This is a genomic window from Bacillus sp. LQ16 (assembly GCF_057784645.1).
Window position 1 is genome coordinate 5,131,998 of record NZ_CM173491.1, and the last position, 18,157, is coordinate 5,150,154.

General features: G+C 34.7%; 16 protein-coding genes. All 16 read right to left on the reverse strand.

The features are described 5' to 3' along the window. Positions 1 to 80: 80 nt before the first annotated feature. Positions 81 to 1,280 (reverse strand): ABC transporter permease, encoded by a 1,200-nt coding sequence (locus AC3EMB_RS26075; protein WP_053563340.1) that lies wholly within the window; start codon positions 1,278 to 1,280, stop codon positions 81 to 83. After that, positions 1,277 to 1,957 carry an ABC transporter ATP-binding protein gene (locus AC3EMB_RS26080; RefSeq protein WP_098835610.1) on the reverse strand — a complete coding sequence of 227 codons (681 nt, stop codon included), beginning with the start codon at positions 1,955 to 1,957 and terminating at the stop codon, positions 1,277 to 1,279. The genes AC3EMB_RS26075 and AC3EMB_RS26080 overlap by 4 nt, the downstream gene beginning before the upstream one ends. After that, positions 1,954 to 3,147 (reverse strand): efflux RND transporter periplasmic adaptor subunit, encoded by a 1,194-nt coding sequence (locus tag AC3EMB_RS26085; protein ID WP_327904788.1) that lies wholly within the window; start codon positions 3,145 to 3,147, stop codon positions 1,954 to 1,956. Before AC3EMB_RS26085 ends, AC3EMB_RS26080 begins: the two co-directional genes overlap by 4 nt. A gap of 243 nt (positions 3,148 to 3,390) precedes the next feature. Next, positions 3,391 to 4,725, reverse strand: coding sequence for an MFS transporter (pgtP, locus tag AC3EMB_RS26090; protein ID WP_000477603.1), 1,335 nt, complete (start codon positions 4,723 to 4,725; stop codon positions 3,391 to 3,393). Positions 4,726 to 4,744: 19 nt separating this feature from the next. Next, the gene (locus AC3EMB_RS26095) at positions 4,745 to 5,779 is read right to left on the reverse strand and encodes an ABC transporter substrate-binding protein (RefSeq protein WP_053563338.1); all 1,035 of its coding nucleotides are present in this window, start codon (positions 5,777 to 5,779) and stop codon (positions 4,745 to 4,747) included. Further along, a complete protein-coding gene (locus tag AC3EMB_RS26100; RefSeq protein WP_000826618.1) occupies positions 5,776 to 6,558 on the reverse strand; it encodes a DUF3919 family protein in 783 nt (260 codons plus the stop codon). Before AC3EMB_RS26100 ends, AC3EMB_RS26095 begins: the two co-directional genes overlap by 4 nt. A 66-nt stretch (positions 6,559 to 6,624) precedes the next feature. Beyond that, positions 6,625 to 8,055 (reverse strand): HAMP domain-containing sensor histidine kinase, encoded by a 1,431-nt coding sequence (locus tag AC3EMB_RS26105; RefSeq protein WP_074047627.1) that lies wholly within the window; start codon positions 8,053 to 8,055, stop codon positions 6,625 to 6,627. Between the two features lie 11 nt (positions 8,056 to 8,066). After that, the gene (locus AC3EMB_RS26110) at positions 8,067 to 8,738 is read right to left on the reverse strand and encodes a response regulator transcription factor (RefSeq protein ID WP_053563336.1); all 672 of its coding nucleotides are present in this window, start codon (positions 8,736 to 8,738) and stop codon (positions 8,067 to 8,069) included. Between the two features lie 120 nt (positions 8,739 to 8,858). Then, on the reverse strand, positions 8,859 to 9,851 hold the full coding sequence (gene galE, locus AC3EMB_RS26115; protein WP_001084657.1) for a UDP-glucose 4-epimerase GalE: 993 nt from the start codon (positions 9,849 to 9,851) through the stop codon (positions 8,859 to 8,861). An 84-nt stretch (positions 9,852 to 9,935) separates the two neighbouring features. Continuing rightward, complete coding sequence (locus tag AC3EMB_RS26120) at positions 9,936 to 10,766, reverse strand: SGNH/GDSL hydrolase family protein (protein ID WP_488517370.1); 831 nt, start codon at positions 10,764 to 10,766, stop codon at positions 9,936 to 9,938. A 98-nt stretch (positions 10,767 to 10,864) separates the two neighbouring features. Beyond that, positions 10,865 to 11,773, reverse strand: coding sequence for a polyisoprenyl-teichoic acid--peptidoglycan teichoic acid transferase TagU (tagU, locus tag AC3EMB_RS26125; RefSeq protein ID WP_097877313.1), 909 nt, complete (start codon positions 11,771 to 11,773; stop codon positions 10,865 to 10,867). A 309-nt stretch (positions 11,774 to 12,082) separates the two neighbouring features. After that, positions 12,083 to 13,252, reverse strand: a complete 1,170-nt coding sequence (locus tag AC3EMB_RS26130; protein ID WP_097877311.1) for a nucleotide sugar dehydrogenase — start codon at positions 13,250 to 13,252, stop codon at positions 12,083 to 12,085. Positions 13,253 to 13,450: 198 nt separating this feature from the next. Then, positions 13,451 to 14,881 carry a flippase gene (locus AC3EMB_RS26135; protein WP_161114157.1) on the reverse strand — a complete coding sequence of 477 codons (1,431 nt, stop codon included), beginning with the start codon at positions 14,879 to 14,881 and terminating at the stop codon, positions 13,451 to 13,453. Beyond that, entirely contained in the window at positions 14,874 to 15,614 is a 741-nt protein-coding gene (locus AC3EMB_RS26140; protein WP_161114158.1) for a DapH/DapD/GlmU-related protein, read from the reverse strand. Before AC3EMB_RS26140 ends, AC3EMB_RS26135 begins: the two co-directional genes overlap by 8 nt. Positions 15,615 to 15,661: 47 nt before the next feature. After that, the gene (locus AC3EMB_RS26145) at positions 15,662 to 16,567 is read right to left on the reverse strand and encodes a glycosyltransferase family 2 protein (protein WP_097877306.1); all 906 of its coding nucleotides are present in this window, start codon (positions 16,565 to 16,567) and stop codon (positions 15,662 to 15,664) included. 87 nt (positions 16,568 to 16,654) lie between these two features. Then, positions 16,655 to 17,836 (reverse strand): O-antigen ligase family protein, encoded by a 1,182-nt coding sequence (locus AC3EMB_RS26150; RefSeq protein ID WP_097877304.1) that lies wholly within the window; start codon positions 17,834 to 17,836, stop codon positions 16,655 to 16,657. Positions 17,837 to 18,157 lie beyond the last annotated feature (321 nt).

Sequence of the window (18,157 nt, forward strand, 5' to 3'; positions counted from 1 at the left end):
CTAACGGGCGGTTCACTTCCTCACAAGAGGCTACGAACCGCCCACTAGAACGGTAATGTGTAGTTCTACTACACTATTAATTACTCATAACGCAATGCTTCAATTGGATCTAATTTCGCAGCTTTATTTGCTGGAATTAATCCGAAAATAATACCGAGTGTCATCGAGAATAGTACGCCTCCAACGACAACTTCCCATGAAACAAGTGGTGGCCATTTTGCGAATGTAGAAACGATATATGCTCCGCCATACCCAAGACCAATTCCGATCAAACCACCTAGAAGTGTTAACATAACTGCTTCAATTAAAAATTGTAATAAAATTTTACTACGCGTTGCTCCAAGTGCTTTACGTACACCAATTTCACGCGTACGCTCCGTTACAGATACAAGCATGATGTTCATAACACCAATACCACCAACGACTAATGAAATACCAGCGATACCACCGATGATCATCGTCATAATACCGGTCATCTTCGAAATACCTTCTTGAATTTCTTTTAAATTCATAACTTCATATTTACCAGTTGCATCAGTCGGTTTACGACTATTTAAAACATCTGCAGCTTTTTTACCTGCTTTTTCTAGATTATCTACATTTTTTGCTTGAACAGAGATATTTTGAATTTCATCTTTCCCATACAGTGTCGGCCATAATGAAATTGGAACTAGTGCTTCTGATGGTCCCATTCCCATAAACTCATTATCTGATTTGTAGACACCGATAATTTGCATCGGTTGACCTTTCATTTCAATAATTTTACCGACTGGATTGGCATCCTTAAACACCTTTTCTTCCATTTGTTTACTAATCATGACAACGTTATTACCTTGATCCACATCTGATTCTTGTAAAGAACGTCCCTTTAACAACTTTACTTTATTTACTGCAAAGTACTCACTATCTAATCCAGTAATACTCACCATTTCTTTTTTATCTTCAATATCAAGTGGTTCCATGGTTGAATTTGTTGTTACCACATGTGCGATTTCTGGAATTTTTTTAATTTCAAAAATGTCTTCTTCAGTTATCTTCGGTGCTTCTACCATTCCCATACCGAAAGGATCGTTTATATCTGCACTATAATGAATCGGAACCGTTTGATTACCTGCCCCAACAAACTGCGATTTCAATGCAGCTTCCCCGCCTTGCCCAATTGCAACGACTGTAATAATCGAACCTACCCCGATAATAATACCGAGCATCGTAAGAGCTGAACGTAATTTATGAGCTAAAATAGAAGATAGGGCAATTTTTATACTATCTAGTAAACTCATACCGCACACCTTCTATCTTCTGTAACTTTCCCGTCTCGCAGTACAATGCGGCGGGAAGAATACTCTGCTACTTCCTCTTCATGCGTAACCATAACAATCGTCGTACCTTCTGCATTAAGCTTCGTGAAAATATCCATAACTTGCTCACCAGACTTCGTATCAAGTGCACCAGTCGGTTCATCGGCCATAATGAACGTTGGGTTATTCGCAATCGCTCTTGCAATCGCTACACGCTGCTTCTGTCCACCGGATAACTCATTTGGTAAATGATGCACGCGGTCTGCTAATCCAACTTTACCTAACGCCTCCAAAGCACGCTTGCGACGCTCCGCTTTCTTCACGCCACCGTATACGAGCGGAAGCTCAACATTTTCCACTGCGGAAAGACGAGGCAGTAAATTAAAATGCTGGAATACAAAGCCAATATATTCATTACGAATTAAAGCAAGCTTTGACTCGTCTGCTGTTAAGATATTCACGTCATTCAGCATATATTCGCCTTCTGTTGGACGATCTAAGCAACCAATAATATTCATAAGCGTCGACTTACCAGAACCAGACGGTCCCATAATCGAAACGAACTCACCACTCTGAATCGTTAAACTAATGCCATGCAAAATCGGCACCGCCAATTTTCCTTGATAATACGTTTTAGCAATATTATTTAACGTAATCATTTCTCTTTCACTTCCATTCCGTCATACACATCGTCGGAAGGATTTTTAACCACCTTTTGCCCCACTGTTACGCCTTCTACAACCTCTGTCCAGTCTCCATCAGTAGAACCTTTTTTCACATTTTGTTTACGAATCTTCCCTTTATCCTCAACATAAACAAATGCATCATCGCCTTTTTCTACAATGCTTTTACTTGGAACAGCAATCATCGTCTTATTCTCTAAGTTTACTTGCAGGGAAACATGATAACCTGGAGATAAACCATCTTGACTATCAAGGCTAGCTTTATATGTATATTGGGACATATTTTGAGTTGCTTCACCCATGCCGCCAGCTTGCGCCATCTCTGCACTTGTTGGGAATTCGCTTACCTCTGTAATCTTACCAGTCCACTTCTTCTTATTATTTGCTTTCGCTGTTACAGTGAATGTTTGATCCTTTTGAATTTGTGACTTCTGAAGCTCAGTTAACGTACCTTGAACTTGGAATGGATCTTTAGAAGCTACTTGTAAAAACGCTTTTCCTTGACCACCTAACGCTTGAGATGAACTTTGTGCCGCATCTTTATCTAACTTTTGAACAACACCAGCGAAATTACTATAAATCGTAAGCTCTTTCTGCTTCTTACTTAACTCTTCTTTCTGCAACTTTCCTTTTTCTTTCTCAAGATCAGTTGTCTTTTGAGCTATCTCTAACTCGTTTACTTGCTCGTCCATCGGATCTGTTACTTCTTTCCCAGCTCCGCTATCTTTCGCCTTCTTAATTTCTTTCTTTAACGAATCAATCTTCTTTTTCCCTTGATCATAACGCATATCCGCCATCTTCTGATCAAGCTCAGCTTGCTTCATTTGAAGGTTAATCTCTTCATTGTCATAAGAGAATAACTTCGTACCTTTTTCTACCTCTTGCCCTTCTTTTACCTCAATATCTTTCACTTTTCCTTTGGCCGGATCTGCATAGAAGCTTTCAATATTACCAGGCTTCACCTGACCAGAAATTAACTTTGTATTATTCAGCTTACGCTCTGTCACTTTCTCAAAACTTACAGCATCAGCATTTGTTGATGCACCCTTCTTCTTACCTTGCATAACAAAAATATTAATTGCCGCTACAATAACAATTAGTGCAATAACCCCAATAATAATCCATTTCTTCTTCTTGTTTGGAGTACGAACCGTATTTGGTAACATATTCTCTCTCCCTTTATAAATTAATAGTTTAATAAATAACATAATTGTATAAAACTTTCTGAAAATAAACTGTATATTATTACAATCTTTTTACAAAGTTTTACACATCCATTTATATTGTAACAAAAATTCCAATGATTAGAAATATGACATTATATCTTTTAAGATAGATTTAAGGAAAGATTATATTATATAGAAAAAGCCATCCAAAATAATAATTGGATAGCTTTTTCAAACAAAATATTACGCTACTTTAGGATCTTTTCTCTCATGTCCACGTTGAACAATAAATAAGAAGATTGTTGATAAAACCGCTCCTGTTAATAGTAAGATGAAACAACCATCCCAGCCAGAACGATCAACAATAACACCAATTGCTGCGTTAGCTACAAGACTTCCGCCTACATAACCGAATAGACCACACATACCAACTGTCGTACCTACTGCAAATTTCGGTACTAATTCCATCGCACTTAAACCGATTAAGAACTGTGGTACATAAATTAAACAACCGATAATAGAAACTGCAATACTTACAACAAGTACGCTAGTTGCTTGCCAATATATAAACGTACCAATAACAACTCCAACCATACTAATAATACATAATGGCATACGTTTTCCTTTAAATAATTTATCACTTAAAAAACCAACGATTAATGAACTTGGAATTGCCATACCTTCAAAGATTGCATATGCCGCATGCGCTTCTGCTTTTGAAAATCCTTTAACTGTCGTTAAATAAAGTGGAACCCAGTTAATAACACCGAAACGAATTAAATAAACAAAAGCATTCGCAATACATAAGAACCATACAAATTTATTTTTCACTACATACTTCATTAAAATTTCTTTTGGTGACATCTTGTTAGCATTATCTGCTTTTTCAAGATTTTCATAGTCATTACGATACTCATCAATTGGAGGAAGACCTTCAGATTCTGGTGTATCCTTCGCATTAATCCAAACAAGAACCGAAATTACCATTGCGATAATTGCAGGGAAAATAAACACGCCGCCTTGCCAATGGTTTTCACCAAAAATACCTACACCAATTCCGACAAGTGGTGGCACAAGCATTCCACCAACGTTATGTGAAATATTCCAAAGACCTGTTTTCGTACCGCGTTCTTTCTTCGAGAACCATTTCGTCATAACAATACTACAAGGTGGTGCTCCCATACCTTGTACAATACCGTTAACAACAAGTAATGTAACAATCATCCCAAATGATGATGCAAAGCCGAAGCAAATATTTACAAGCCCTGATAAGAATAAACCGACTGCGATAAAGCGCTGGGCGAAAGCTTTATCTGATAAATTACCCATAAAGAACTTACTAAATCCATAAACAATTGCCATTACTGAACCTAGTAGACCAATTTCAGCTGTACTAAAACCATATTCTTGTACTAAATACGTACTTGATAACGTAAAGTTACTACGAACTAAATAATAAGCAGCATATCCAACTGAAATCCCGATTAACACACGAATACGTAGTAATCGATATACACGGTCGATCATATCCGCTGGCAATCTTTCAATTGCAGGTGCTGGCTTGAGCCATTTAAACATATATTTTCGTCTCCTTTTCTCACTTCAGAGAGAGACGCTGTCTATTCCATATCTCGATTATTCCGCTATTTGATATATTTTGATTCGTCCTTCTAACCGGCTGTCCTTCTATTTCTTTCTCATTCTTCGCAAACATCGTTGGTACGCCAAACGACACTTTTTCTAAAATGTGACCCGCTTCTTCTGATAAACAATAATCAATAAATAAATCCGCAATAATACCACTCGGTGCACGTTTTAGTTTCGAAATCGCATTAACGGATAACCCTGTTTGCTCAGGTTCGTTACTTAAAATCGGAAAGCCTTGTTTTTGAAGCATTCTCTGATCTCCCATAAAGTTGATGCCTATCATATATTCACCACTCGCAACAAGTTCTGCTGGGATGTAACCATTCACTGTTACTTCTCCAACTTGTTCTGCCAGATTCTTCACATATTCCTTCGCTTCCTCTTCACCTAACGTATCAATAAGTGATTGAAAAAACGTATATGCTGTACCTGAAACATTTGGATCGGGCATGACAATCTTTCCCTTATATACTGGATCCAATAAATCTTTCCATCTTAACGGATACGAGAGACCAAGCGGCGCTATTTCCTCGTTCCATCGCTCTTTATTAATCGCAATTGCCAGCTTCTCCACTTCATAACCGTACCAATAACCATCTTTATCTTTAACAGTTTTTGAAATACGATTTGCATGTTGGCTTATCACAGGAATAGAAAGATTTTTTTGCTTCATCATTTGATGCGCATCTACTGTACCGCCAATAATAATATCCGCCTTCGGATTTCCAGCTTCTTCTTCCACTCTACGAAGAAGTTCTTCTGTTGAAAGACGAATAAATTCATACGTACATCCGCGCGGCTTACAAAATGATGAAAGTAACGCTTCACCAACTTCCTCACGAGCCGCTACATACGCAACAATATGACGATCATCCAAAATAGGGAGACCATTTTTACTATATTTAATAGAGGTTGTATCTCGAGAGCAACTAGACATCGCTCCTCCAATTACTAGCAAAAAGAAGAAAAAGGCTATCTTTCTCATGACGCATTCTCCTTTACGAATAACTCTGCTAGAGAGCCTTTCATATACATGACATTTCCGTTATTATCACCGAGATATTGCACAACAAAGTACGATGGATACACAGAAATCGTAAGAATATCTTCACGATCATTCTTTACACGCTTACCTGTTTTATAAGCTGTAATATAAGCAATCGGTTCATTCTGCGATTGTAATAACTTCTGAATTTCTCCGTAATCTGTAATTTGCTTTGCGTATCGAATAGAATCAAGTATGTGCGTAAGATTGATAGTACGTACCACATCGCCTTGACGTACTACGACGTCCTTTGCTGAAGCAAAGAAATCACTAATACGCTCTGGCGTGTAATACAGGCTTAATAAATACGTTTGAAGTGCTGAAATCATCGGATCCATGCCATTCTTTCCGTATACATTTTCCCCATACTGGAACAAGTCACCTACTGCAAAAGTACGCTTATGTCCATTCAAGTACGTTACTTCTCCAGTAAATACTTGTTCTTGGCTCTTAACGCCCTCAGGCTCTATTCGAATTCGGTCAAAGAATGAAACAATCGTATGCAAACGAACTTCATCCGTTACAACAATTTCTCCCCACTTTTCATGTCTTACTTTCACTTCAATTGGAAGAGATTCATTCACCCTTTGTAAAACGGCTTGTTTATCATTTACAATGTTAATTCGATTATAGATTTGCTTCTCCATAACATAAAACAAAACAAGAGAAACAATCATACAAATGACAAACATAAGAATTTGAAATGATAGCCTTTTCATTTCTGCCTACCTCCAAGATAAAAAAACGTTGTTTCGAAAATACCGCATAATTGTTTCATAAATGTATCATTTAACCGCTTTCAAGTTTTTTATGTCTTCCATCCTTCTCGGAAGCAAAAATGTAATGAATATTGTAGTACCTATTTCTTCACTACTCTCAATCCGCATGCTTCCGCCCTGCTTACTCATAATCTCCTGACAAATATACAAACCATAACCATTCCCGTAACTAGAAGGAAGTGCCTTTCCTTTCGGAGACTCATTCCACTCTGCAAGCACCACTTCATCTATACCGATCCCATCATCATGAACAAAAACCTTCGCCTCATGCTCATTTACAATTACATTCATACGAATGTGTGAAGCATCACTATACTTAATTGCATTATCAAGCACATTTAAGAAAATTTGCTTCGTCTTATCAAAATCTGCAACAACATGTACATCCGTTAACTCATTTATCACTTCAATTTCAAACTGATTTAGACGAGGTTTCACAATTGAAACTGCTTCTTCTGCCAATTCCTTTATGTTCACAACTGTAGGAGACACCTCAAACGTACTCGTCCCATATTTCGAAGACTTAAGCAGTTCCTCTACAAGTGATAATAAACGCTCACTTTCCACAGCCACATAACGAAGACTTTCCTGTACATCTTCTTTCGATTGTAACTTCGGAATTAAATCAACATAACCAATAATCGCCGTTAGCGGTGTTTTTAGCTCATGCGTAATACGGTCTAGGAAATCTTTCTGCTTCTCTTTCTCCTCCTGCAATTGCTTAATATGCAGTTCAATTCCATCGGCCATCGCGTTAAAAGATGCTGAAAGCTGAGCGATTTCCACGTACTCATTTAACTCAATCTTACTCTTATAATCACCATTCGCGAGCCGCTGTGCCATTTGTCTCAACTGATCAATTGGTTTATGAAGAGACTTCGCCAAACGAATCGCAAAGAAAATACCGGTAGCTACTAGGCAAAGAGACGTCATTAAGAACGTCCAGCTCACATTTGTTAAAACTTCCTTCTCACCCGTTAACTCATTTATAAAACGAATACTTCCAATGACATCGTTTCCATAATATACTGGGCTTGAAAACAAAAGAATGGGAGCGGGATCCGCCTCCTCAAAAACATAAGACTTCTTTCCCTTCAAGGAACTCTCAATGTCGATGTTACGGTGAAGCAATGCTCCTTTTTGTGTATCTGCAACAACATCGCCATTCTTCCCGATCATCTGTACACGGACATCCATACGCTTCGCTAAATACGACGCAATTAAAAGTGAATTAGGCCCAAGCGTATCCACTTCTGCTTCCTTCTCTAAATAATTCATCGTGTAAATTTGTGCTTCTACACTTAACTTTTCTAAAGAATCTGCTGCGTTATGATACATATTCTTTTCTAACGTAATATAAACAACTGCATATAAAAGAACAAAAATCGGAATTAACAGCCCAACTATTCCAAACACCATATTTCGCTTTAAAGACATACCATCACCACTTAACAATCCAGTTTATAGCCAACGCCATAAATTGTCTTAATATATTCTCCGCTCGTCCCAAGCTTCTTTCGAAGTCTCTGCACCATAATATCAACTGCTCTCGTATTTCCGATATACTCAAATCCCCATACTTTCTCAAGCAACTCATCCCTCATAAACACACGCTGCGGATTTGAAACAAACAACTGACATAAATTAAACTCTCGGTACGTTAACTGAATCTCTTTTCCACTCACATGTACCTTTCTTTCCTTGGGACAAATCACTATCTCTCCAGCCTCAATTACTTCATGACTTACAGCCGCCTCCGTCTTCTTTACACGCCGCGCCATATTCTTAACCCGAAGAATAAGCTCCGCATAATTAAACGGCTTCGTCACATAATCATCAGCACCAAGCTGCAAGCCAAGCAACTTATCATTCATCTGACTCTTTGCCGTTAACATAAGCACCGGAATATCCCTATCCCTCTCACGGAACAAACGAAGCAACTCATACCCATCCGTATCCGGAAGCATAACATCCAAAATCAATACATCCGGCCCTTCATTCCATCGCTCTAAAGCTTCTCGCCCATCAGCCGCTGCCAATACTTCATAACCTTCCATCTCCAACTGCATCCGAATCAAATTACGAATACTCGATTCATCATCAACCACAAGTATTTTCATTATTTTCCTCCTTCCATCATGTATTATAGTACAGTTTAGTATAGCAAAAATCGTACAAAAAAAGAGAGGGTATTGTCGAACATATTTTGTCGACGATACCCTCTCTTTCACTTATTATATTTATTTAGCATATCCATTCGGTTGCTTTTGATGCCAATTCCAAGCATGTTCAATGATTGTCTTAACATTTACATACTTAGGATCCCATCCTAGCTTCTCTTTCGCTTTCTTAGAAGAAGCAACTAAACGTGCTGGATCGCCCGCACGGCGCGGTGCTACCTCAGCAGGAATTTCATGATTTGTAACTTCTCGAACTGCATCAACGATTTCTTTTACACTGAAACCATTGCCATTTCCTAAGTTATAGAAATCACTCTCTCCGCCGTTCTGCAAGTCTTTAAGCCCTAAGAAATGAGCCGCTACTAAATCTTCAACATGAATATAATCACGGATACAAGTACCGTCTGGTGTATTATAATCATCACCAAACATCATAATCTTCTCACGTTGACCTAAAGCCACTTGCAGCACAAGAGGAATTAAATGTGTTTCTGGACGGTGATCTTCCCCAATAATACCATTTGGAGTTGCACCAGCCACGTTAAAGTATCTGAAAATCTTATAACGTAAATTAGAAGCTTGGCTATACCAATGAAGCATCTTCTCGATTGCTAACTTCGTCTCTCCGTACGTATTCGTAGGATTTGTCATCGTTTCCTCAGTAATAAGATCCACATCTACCTCACCATACGTTGCCGCAGTAGAAGAGAAAATGAACTTATCTACCTTAAACTCATCCATTACCTCTAATAAACAAAGTGCACCATACACATTGTTATTATAATATTGAAGGGGCTTTTCCATACTAACTCCAACTAAAGAATCAGCTGCAAAGTGCATAACCGCCTCAATATTTTCTTGTTTAAAAACATCCCTTAAAAATGATTTATCACGAAGGTCGCCATTATAAAACTTCGCGCCTTCCGTAATTGCATCTTCATGACCAGTTTGTAAGTTATCTACTACTACTACAGATAAACCTTCGTCTACTAATTTTTTCACAGCGTGAGAACCGATGTACCCGGCTCCGCCGCAGATTAGGATTGAGTTCATTGTTTTCCTCCTACTATTTTCAAATCTCTTAATTATAAAAAGACAAGGTATACGAGAACTCGTACACCTTTTATCTCTCCTTCATTACTTAGCTACAAAATAATCAGTTACATATTTCGCCCAAACGTCATGTCCTTTTGCACTTGGGAAACCAAATTCTTCTTGTAGGTATGGTAGGATAGCCTTTGTTGTCGCATCAGGCCATGCTCCCCAATGATCAATATATGTATAATTATTTTGCGTTGCAAATTGTTTTAATGCTTCAATCGATTTCGGATAATTTTTCGCACCATACACTGGATTTGATGGTTGAATCATAATCGTAGCGCCTTTTGCACTAGTAGAAAGTGCTTGAACAAACTTCTGTGTATTCACAACAGAGTTCCCATTACCAGTTTTACCGTTATCAGTAATGAATGGTGGTTCAAATAAAATCACATCTGGATTGTCTTTCGCAATCTCTTTATCACGCTTATTCGCGATTAACTCTTCTGTGCTTTCACCCTTATATTCCTTTACCGTCACATTCCATAAACCTTTACCGTAAGCTGTTTCTAAATTAGTTGTTAACTTAGCTGCCCAAGCATCTTTTGCAGATGAAGAAGCTTCATCACCAACAATAACAAGGTTTACTGGCTTTTTATCCTCAGCAGCTTTCTTTAACTTCTCTTTCACTGCATCTGGCAAGTTCTTCGCATATGCTTCATTAAAAGATGACTTTGTATCTTGTTTTTTCTCTTCCTTTTTCTCTTCTTTCTTTGCTCCGCTATCTTTCACTTCAGCCTTTGTTTTCGTTACTTCACTCGTTTGTCCTGTTGCATTCGCAATCTTCTTATTCCAGTACAGTTTACCACTCACAACCGAAGCAACAAACAATACAAAAATAACAAGGACAAGTACTGCTTTCTTATTCATCGATTCACCTCATCTATTAATCTCACAATATATAATACTAATATAAATCCATGCAAAAATAAACCCAACTCCTTCCAAAGGAGTTGGGTTATTACATATTATTTAGTCACTTCAAGATGCGCTCTTAACTTATTCGTTATATCTTGTTTTGCTGCCTCTGGAACATAGTAGTACCAAATACCATCAGCTGCTATGTGCCCGTCACCTGAGATTTGGATATCTTCACTATTCTGCAGACAATCTTTATAATTCTTCTGCATATCAAACATTTGATCTTGCGTTAAGTTTGTCTTTACGTTTTTTTGAATTGCTGTAAGTACATCTCCATAGTTTGCTAAAGAAGAGAATGTTGCACCCTTTTTAATAACAGCTTGCATAACTTGGCGTTGACGCATTTGACGACCAAAATCACCTCTTGGGTCAACTTTACGCATTCGCGTATACGTTAAAGCTTCTTTCCCCGTTAAATGGATATTTCCTTTTTTGAAGTTTGTTCCTTCCCAAGTAAAATCCAGGTCATTATTTACATCCACTCCACCAACTGCATCAACAATATCTTTAAATCCATTCATATTTACTTCAACATAATAATTTATTGGAATATTCAAGAATTTTTCCACTGTCGAAACAGACATATCTACTCCACCAAATGCATAGGCATGATTAATTTTATCACTTTTGCCTTTCCCAACAATCTCTGTGTAAGTATCACGAGGGATGCTTACTGTTTTCATTGAATTATTTTTAGGATTTAATGTGATAACCATTAAAGAATCTGAACGTCCTTTATCATCACCTTGTTCATCTGCTCCAAGCAATAAGATAGAAACTGGATTTGATTTACTAATCTTTTCTTCTTGTTTATTATCTTCATCACGTTTTAATGGTTTATGAACTTCATCTAATGTTTTTGAAACAGACGAATACATATTATAGGCATAAACCCCACCACCTATAATCATTATTAGTATAATTCCAACTATTGATAACAGGATCTTTTTTTTCACTATATTAACCTTCTTCCTTAGACATATTTCATTAGATACTACTAATTCTCACGCCGCGTTGTATAATCACCCAAACAATTTTGCATTTATCCAAAATTGATTTCCTTCTATCCAAGTTAAAATTGTTTTTTCTACTAATCTTAGATAAAGGTTCCAATTACATAATGAGAAAAAATACATTAATAAAAAATGTTATGCTTTTACAAGTAATTAAAATAACGGTACAATAAAAAATTTAGAGCATATATTGAATTAGATGCTATTTATTCTAAATATACTTAAAAAGAAGATGGACATATTTTTTGAACTTTAATCTCTACTAAATAGATCTCTTGTATAAACTTTATCTCTAACTTCCTCTAAATCTCTTGTTAGTCTATTTGCAATAATTACATCACTTATTTTTTTAAACTCTTTAAAGTCATTAATTACTTCTGAGTTATAAAATGATTCTTTATGAAGAGTTGGTTCATATACAACCACCTCAATACCTTTGGCTTTAATACGTTTCATAATTCCTTGGACAGCAGATTGTCTAAAATTATCTGAATCCATTTTCATAGTAAGTCTGTAAATACCTACAACCTTAGGATTCTTCCTTATAATCATTTCAGCAATATGATCTTTTCGAGTTCTATTTGCCTCGACAACTGCAGTCATTATATTATTTGGAATATCAGTATAATTAGCTAATAATTGTTTTGTATCCTTAGGTAAACAGTAGCCTCCATAACCAAATGAAGGATTATTATAATGATTACCTATTCTTGGATCCAACCCAACCCCCTCAATGATTTGCTTTGCATCTAGTCCTCTTATTTCTGCATAGGAATCTAGTTCATTAAAGTAAGCCACCCTCATCGCTAAATATGTATTAGCAAACAATTTAATTGCCTCTGCCTCAGTAGAATTAGTAAATAATATAGGAATATCCTCTTTAATAGCTCCTTGGGCTAATAAATCAGCAAATATTTTTGCTCTATCCGATTGTTCACCAACAATTATACGCGAAGGGTGTAAATTATCATATAAAGCTCTACCCTCTCTTAAAAATTCTGGTGAAAAAATAATATTATCCGTTTCAAACTTTTCTTTTACTTTTTCAGTATAACCAACTGGAACTGTTGATTTAATTACCATTATTGCTTCTGGGTTCACAGATAGAACAGTTGCAATAACAGCTTCAACTGTTCTAGTATTAAAATAATTCTTTTCAGGATCATAGTTAGTTGGTGTAGCAATAATTACATACTCAGCATCCTTAAACGCCTTATAACTATCCGTTGTTGCCGTTAAATTTAAGTTTTTTTCAACTAAAAACTCTTCTAATTCATTATCAATAATTGGAGATTTTCTATTGTTAAGCATGTCTACCTTTTCTTGAATAATATCAAGGGCTATTACTTCATTATGTTGCGCCATTAAAATTGCATTCGATAACCCAACATATCCGGTTCCCGCTACTGCTATTTTCCGCATATTTATACCTACCTTTACTTTTCCACTTACAAATTAAAATCTATGAAATTCTGTTATTTATCTTTAGATTTTATAACCCTCAAACTCAGTAACTTTCAAGAAATATTTTTACAGCAATTAAGATGAGATTAAAATTATTCTCACAATAAATATTCATGCTCCTATCCAATCACTCAATTATTGAATTATAATGTAAATCTAATTCCTTCTTTGTTTTAATAACAAATATATATCTGTTTTTCTAACAACATGATACAAAATACATAAAGAACAATATACTATACTACCTAAACATATCAAAATTATCAAATTTAAAAACGAATACTCTAACTTTTCACCTAACCAATTTATAGATATATACATGAATAAACCTGCTAGTAAATATATTATATTGGCCTTAAAATATTTTGCTATATTTAAATCTTCTTTTGCAATCCATGTCTGATAAATTGCAACTATCCCCTCTGCTAACAGGGTTCCTGCTACAGCCCCTATTCCCCCAAACTTTGGTATTGTAATTAAATTAACCACAAGGTTTATTATAGCACCAATAATTGTTGAAATTACGTAAGGCTTATCTTTTGCATTTGGTATAAGATATTGCGTTCTTATAATACTAGCCCATGCAGTAAATATAACTGTAGGAAATAGTGCCTGCATTATCAGCGCAGATTGCGAGAAACCACTTCCAAAAAATACTGGAACAAAAAATTCCGCAACTGCCCCCATTCCAAAACCCATAGCACATGATAGGAACATCGCTATTTGCAAGGAATAATCAATATATTTCTCTCCCATTCCTTTATTTCCATTGGCAAGTAAATTGGCTATTCTAGGTAATGTTACTGCACCAAGAGCGGTTGTAACTACCGCTGGGATAGCAATAATATTTTCACTATATGAAAAATAAGCTACTTCTGCATAATTACTTAGTAATCCAATCATTATTTTATCCATTGTTTTATACATACTAATAGCTATAACTGGGATAAAAAGTACCAATAATGGCTTGAAATGTACCATACATTCTTTATACTTTGGTAACCTAAAACTCACATAATCTTTAAGGTATATCCATGTAATTGTTTGTCCTATAAGCGCTCCTAGTGCCATTATTAATGTATATATATATATATCCTCTTCAGTTTTTACAAATAAAAAAATACATACCACAGTCATTAACTTAACTATTATATTTCTAGTGATAGTAATTTTAAATTTTTCAATCCCCCAGAAAAACCAATTAACATCAAGTAACCCAGAAATTACATATATAATCAGTATTAATGCAACTAGTTGGTGCTCATTATCTAGAAACGCAATATATATCATATATATAATTATTGAAGTTATGGCTGTAGTTAATTGAGCATAATATATACTCCAAAATGTTTTTTCTATTTCTCCTTCTTTATCTCTTACTTTTGCAATACACCTACTCCCATAATTATTTACCCCCAACATAGCAAATAACATAAAATAACTTGCAATAGAGAAAGAAAATGTATAAATACCAACATTATCAGCATGCAAGACATTAGAAATATAAGGAAGTGTAACTAACGGCAAGATAATCTGTAACACTTGATAAATCAGGTTATACAAAAAATTCCTTTTAACACTACTCATGTTTAATTCCCAATGAGGATTTTCTGTCTTTTATACATTGAGCAATAAACATGTCGTATGAATCATAATATGGACTAGATTTCATAAAACATTCGATAATATCTTTATGATCATCACCTTTTAGATTAAAGAATGCACTATACTTCTCTAAACTTTCGGGTTCTCTAGGTAGATACTGCCAAGAAAAGGCATTTCCCATTTCTTCAATAGTTGGATATCTATTATTTAATTCATAAAATCCATTTGCATATTGTTTCGCTTCTTCAATACTCTTAACTTTCCGTTTTTCATAATAATCCTCTAAATTACAAATAACTCTTGCAGGATTACCCGCAATAATAACATCGTCTGGAAATGTTCCTGATACAATGGCCCCGGCTCCAACAATTGTATTATTTCCAAGACGTGTCCCCATTAAAATTACACTGTTCACACCTATAAAAACATTATTTCCAATTATCGTTTTTCTTGCTTCACCAATATTTTCTCCAAATCTTAATCTCATTACCGATCTGCTATAATCATGACATAATATAGTGACACCCTGGGTTATTTTCACATTATTCCCAATTTCTAATAAACCTGGTCTAGTAGCATCAATAGTAGTATTATTCGGGCTCCAAATAATACAATTATCCCCAATTTTACAACCCGATTCCCTTAAATATTCGACATATGCCTCTGAAGAATACGTTTTAGGAAATATTATTTTTTTTAGCATGTTAATTAACACTATGTTATCACCTCAAAAAATAGTTTATCTTCAAAATCTCCTATACTCTAATTACTTCTTAACAAAGCTAAATTTATTTTCCTCTTAATAATCTGAATAAAAAAACCACCAATGATAAAAATACCAATAATACCGCCATTTAACTCTTTATATCGTTGGAAAAACTCTTTAAATTTCCTATCTTTTAATAATTTCATAGCAATGTCCAATTGATTATTAAGTAAAATTCCCCTCTGCTTTCGTTTACTAAAAGTACGAATTATACTATCCATTTTTAGCAAATAATGATCCCTAATCTCCTGTATATTGGAAGAGATCGTTAACCTTGTCCAATATTTTTTTATTCCAAAATAAGGGTTTGCAGCTATTTTATATTCATTGGCCATTCTTGCTATGAATTCATAATCTTGATGTCTTTTAAAACTCTCATCAAATCCATTTAAACTTTCAAATGCAGATCGCCTTACCATCCACGTACTAGTTGCCGCATGAATTTTATGGACAAGTACTGTATATAATATCTCGCCACTTTTTTTCGCTTTATATTTCGCATATAATTTATCTTTATAATATTCTTCAGAAGAGCAATAGACCATTCCCCATGAATTATCTAACGCCTTTAACATATCAACTTGTGATTGTAGGGTACCATTATTCATCACATCATCATCATCTAAAAAAACTAAATATTCCGCATTAGTTTTTTTCACCCCAGTATTTCTTGCTGCGGAACCATTTTTATTTACCTTATGCACTAAGTAACTAAATTGAGGATGATCCAAATATTTTGCAATGATATTTTGTGTTAATAATTGATTTTCTGATCCCTCTCCATTATCATCAACGACTATTACCTCAAAATTTTCATAATCTTGACTAAGAACACTTATTACAGTCCTTTCCAATAGTTCACCTCCACCGTAAGATGGAATAATAACTGCTACTTTATCCAACTTCTAAGCCTCCTAATCAAAGTATTTTTTTATAACCTTCTAAATTAATAAAATATCTAACTTGTAATTATTAACTCGCTCGATTAACTATATCTTCCTCTGTAACTTATCAAATACAGCAAATAGCATCCAAAATGCTGGAACCATCCAAATATTACTAGAAAAACTAACTTGGGGAATAGACGCACAAACCATAAATGCAACTAAACAAAAATCATCCTTTTCTTTTATACGCCCTACAATAATTGCAAATGTTATCCTAATTCCTTTTAAAATGAAAGGTAAGCCTAATAAAATACCGCCATCGTATAATAATTGTAATATAAAGTTATGAGGATAAAAACTTGTATTAGTAGATTCATCATAATGAAAGACGCCAATACCATGGCCCAAAAGTGGACTTTTTATGATTCCAGCTATTGTCTCCTCATAAATATCCGTACGCCCATTGGTTACATCTCCTAGTTCTACATATATTTTAAATTTCTCTAAGAAGTAAGCCTCTATATTTAAACTTTTTGATATTTGTAATAAAATATCAAGTATTTGTTTAAAATTTAATATAGCTACTAAAATTAAAATACCTATAATAAAATACGCTGTAATTTTCATTGCGCTAACTTTAAGTTTTTTTCCATTATTATCAAAAGAGTTTAATAAAATGACAATTAAAGTAAAGCAAATCGCAATAATTACTCCACGGTTTGCAGTCATTATCAATTTAAACATACTCACCAAATTAATTACAATGCAGACAAATAATGGAATATTTAACTTTTCCCTATAAAATTTCAAAAAAATTAAAACCGCAACTACTCCTGGTACCATACTATATGCTCTACCTAAATCCATATCCTCAAAAATAGCCCCCATGGCAATAATAGATAATGAAGAAATGTATATCATATATTTCAGCAACATGACAGTATTATTTTTAAGGCTCATTGCATAATATGCTAGGATACAATAATAAAACATATAAATTAAATTAATACTTGTAGCACTTCGATTTACTAAATAGGTAAGAAGGCAAAATATTATTATATGTACCATAAACCAAATAAATTTCTTTGGCATATAAACTTTTTGAGTAATTAGCACTTCTAATAAAAGGATAGCTAACACGCATATAGCACTGAAAAATATAAACCCACTTTCAAGATGGAATTTCAAAGATAAAATAGCCGCTAAAAATCCAGTTGATATAATTAACGCCTGTATAAAACTATTTATATTTTCAATTGTATTTTCACTAATTCTTATTTTCATTCTTTATGCTCCCTTATATAGCAAGGCCAAATTAATTATTAATTAAGTTACTCTAGCATCCCTCTTCTTCAAATTTTTTATTTTTTCTTGTGGTATAATACTCCAATAACTTAGAAAGTCAAAAAACTAACTTATCGTCTTTTTTTTAAATACACCAATTATTTAAGACACTTCAATGATAATATCATTACTTATGCGATTACTTACCACGTAATTTAACATGGATTTTTCATGTAGTAAAATGCTAATATCTATTGTTTTATTACACAATTATCAATAGATATTAGCCATTAGTACTAAAAAACTTATTTTCCAAACACT

Coding starts and splice junctions, on each gene's coding strand:
- AC3EMB_RS26080 (WP_098835610.1), bottom strand. CDS start 1,957: ATGATTACGTTAAATAATATTGCTAAAACGTATTATCAAGGAAAATTG.
- galE (WP_001084657.1), bottom strand. CDS start 9,851: ATGAACTCAATCCTAATCTGCGGCGGAGCCGGGTACATCGGTTCTCAC.
- AC3EMB_RS26100 (WP_000826618.1), bottom strand. CDS start 6,558: ATGAAAAGGCTATCATTTCAAATTCTTATGTTTGTCATTTGTATGATT.
- AC3EMB_RS26105 (WP_074047627.1), bottom strand. CDS start 8,055: ATGTCTTTAAAGCGAAATATGGTGTTTGGAATAGTTGGGCTGTTAATT.
- AC3EMB_RS26130 (WP_097877311.1), bottom strand. CDS start 13,252: ATGCGGAAAATAGCAGTAGCGGGAACCGGATATGTTGGGTTATCGAAT.
- AC3EMB_RS26075 (WP_053563340.1), bottom strand. CDS start 1,280: ATGAGTTTACTAGATAGTATAAAAATTGCCCTATCTTCTATTTTAGCT.
- AC3EMB_RS26085 (WP_327904788.1), bottom strand. CDS start 3,147: ATGTTACCAAATACGGTTCGTACTCCAAACAAGAAGAAGAAATGGATT.
- AC3EMB_RS26095 (WP_053563338.1), bottom strand. CDS start 5,779: ATGAGAAAGATAGCCTTTTTCTTCTTTTTGCTAGTAATTGGAGGAGCG.
- AC3EMB_RS26120 (WP_488517370.1), bottom strand. CDS start 10,766: ATGAATAAGAAAGCAGTACTTGTCCTTGTTATTTTTGTATTGTTTGTT.
- AC3EMB_RS26150 (WP_097877304.1), bottom strand. CDS start 17,836: ATGAAAATAAGAATTAGTGAAAATACAATTGAAAATATAAATAGTTTT.
- AC3EMB_RS26135 (WP_161114157.1), bottom strand. CDS start 14,881: ATGAGTAGTGTTAAAAGGAATTTTTTGTATAACCTGATTTATCAAGTG.
- pgtP (WP_000477603.1), bottom strand. CDS start 4,725: ATGTTTAAATGGCTCAAGCCAGCACCTGCAATTGAAAGATTGCCAGCG.
- AC3EMB_RS26110 (WP_053563336.1), bottom strand. CDS start 8,738: ATGAAAATACTTGTGGTTGATGATGAATCGAGTATTCGTAATTTGATT.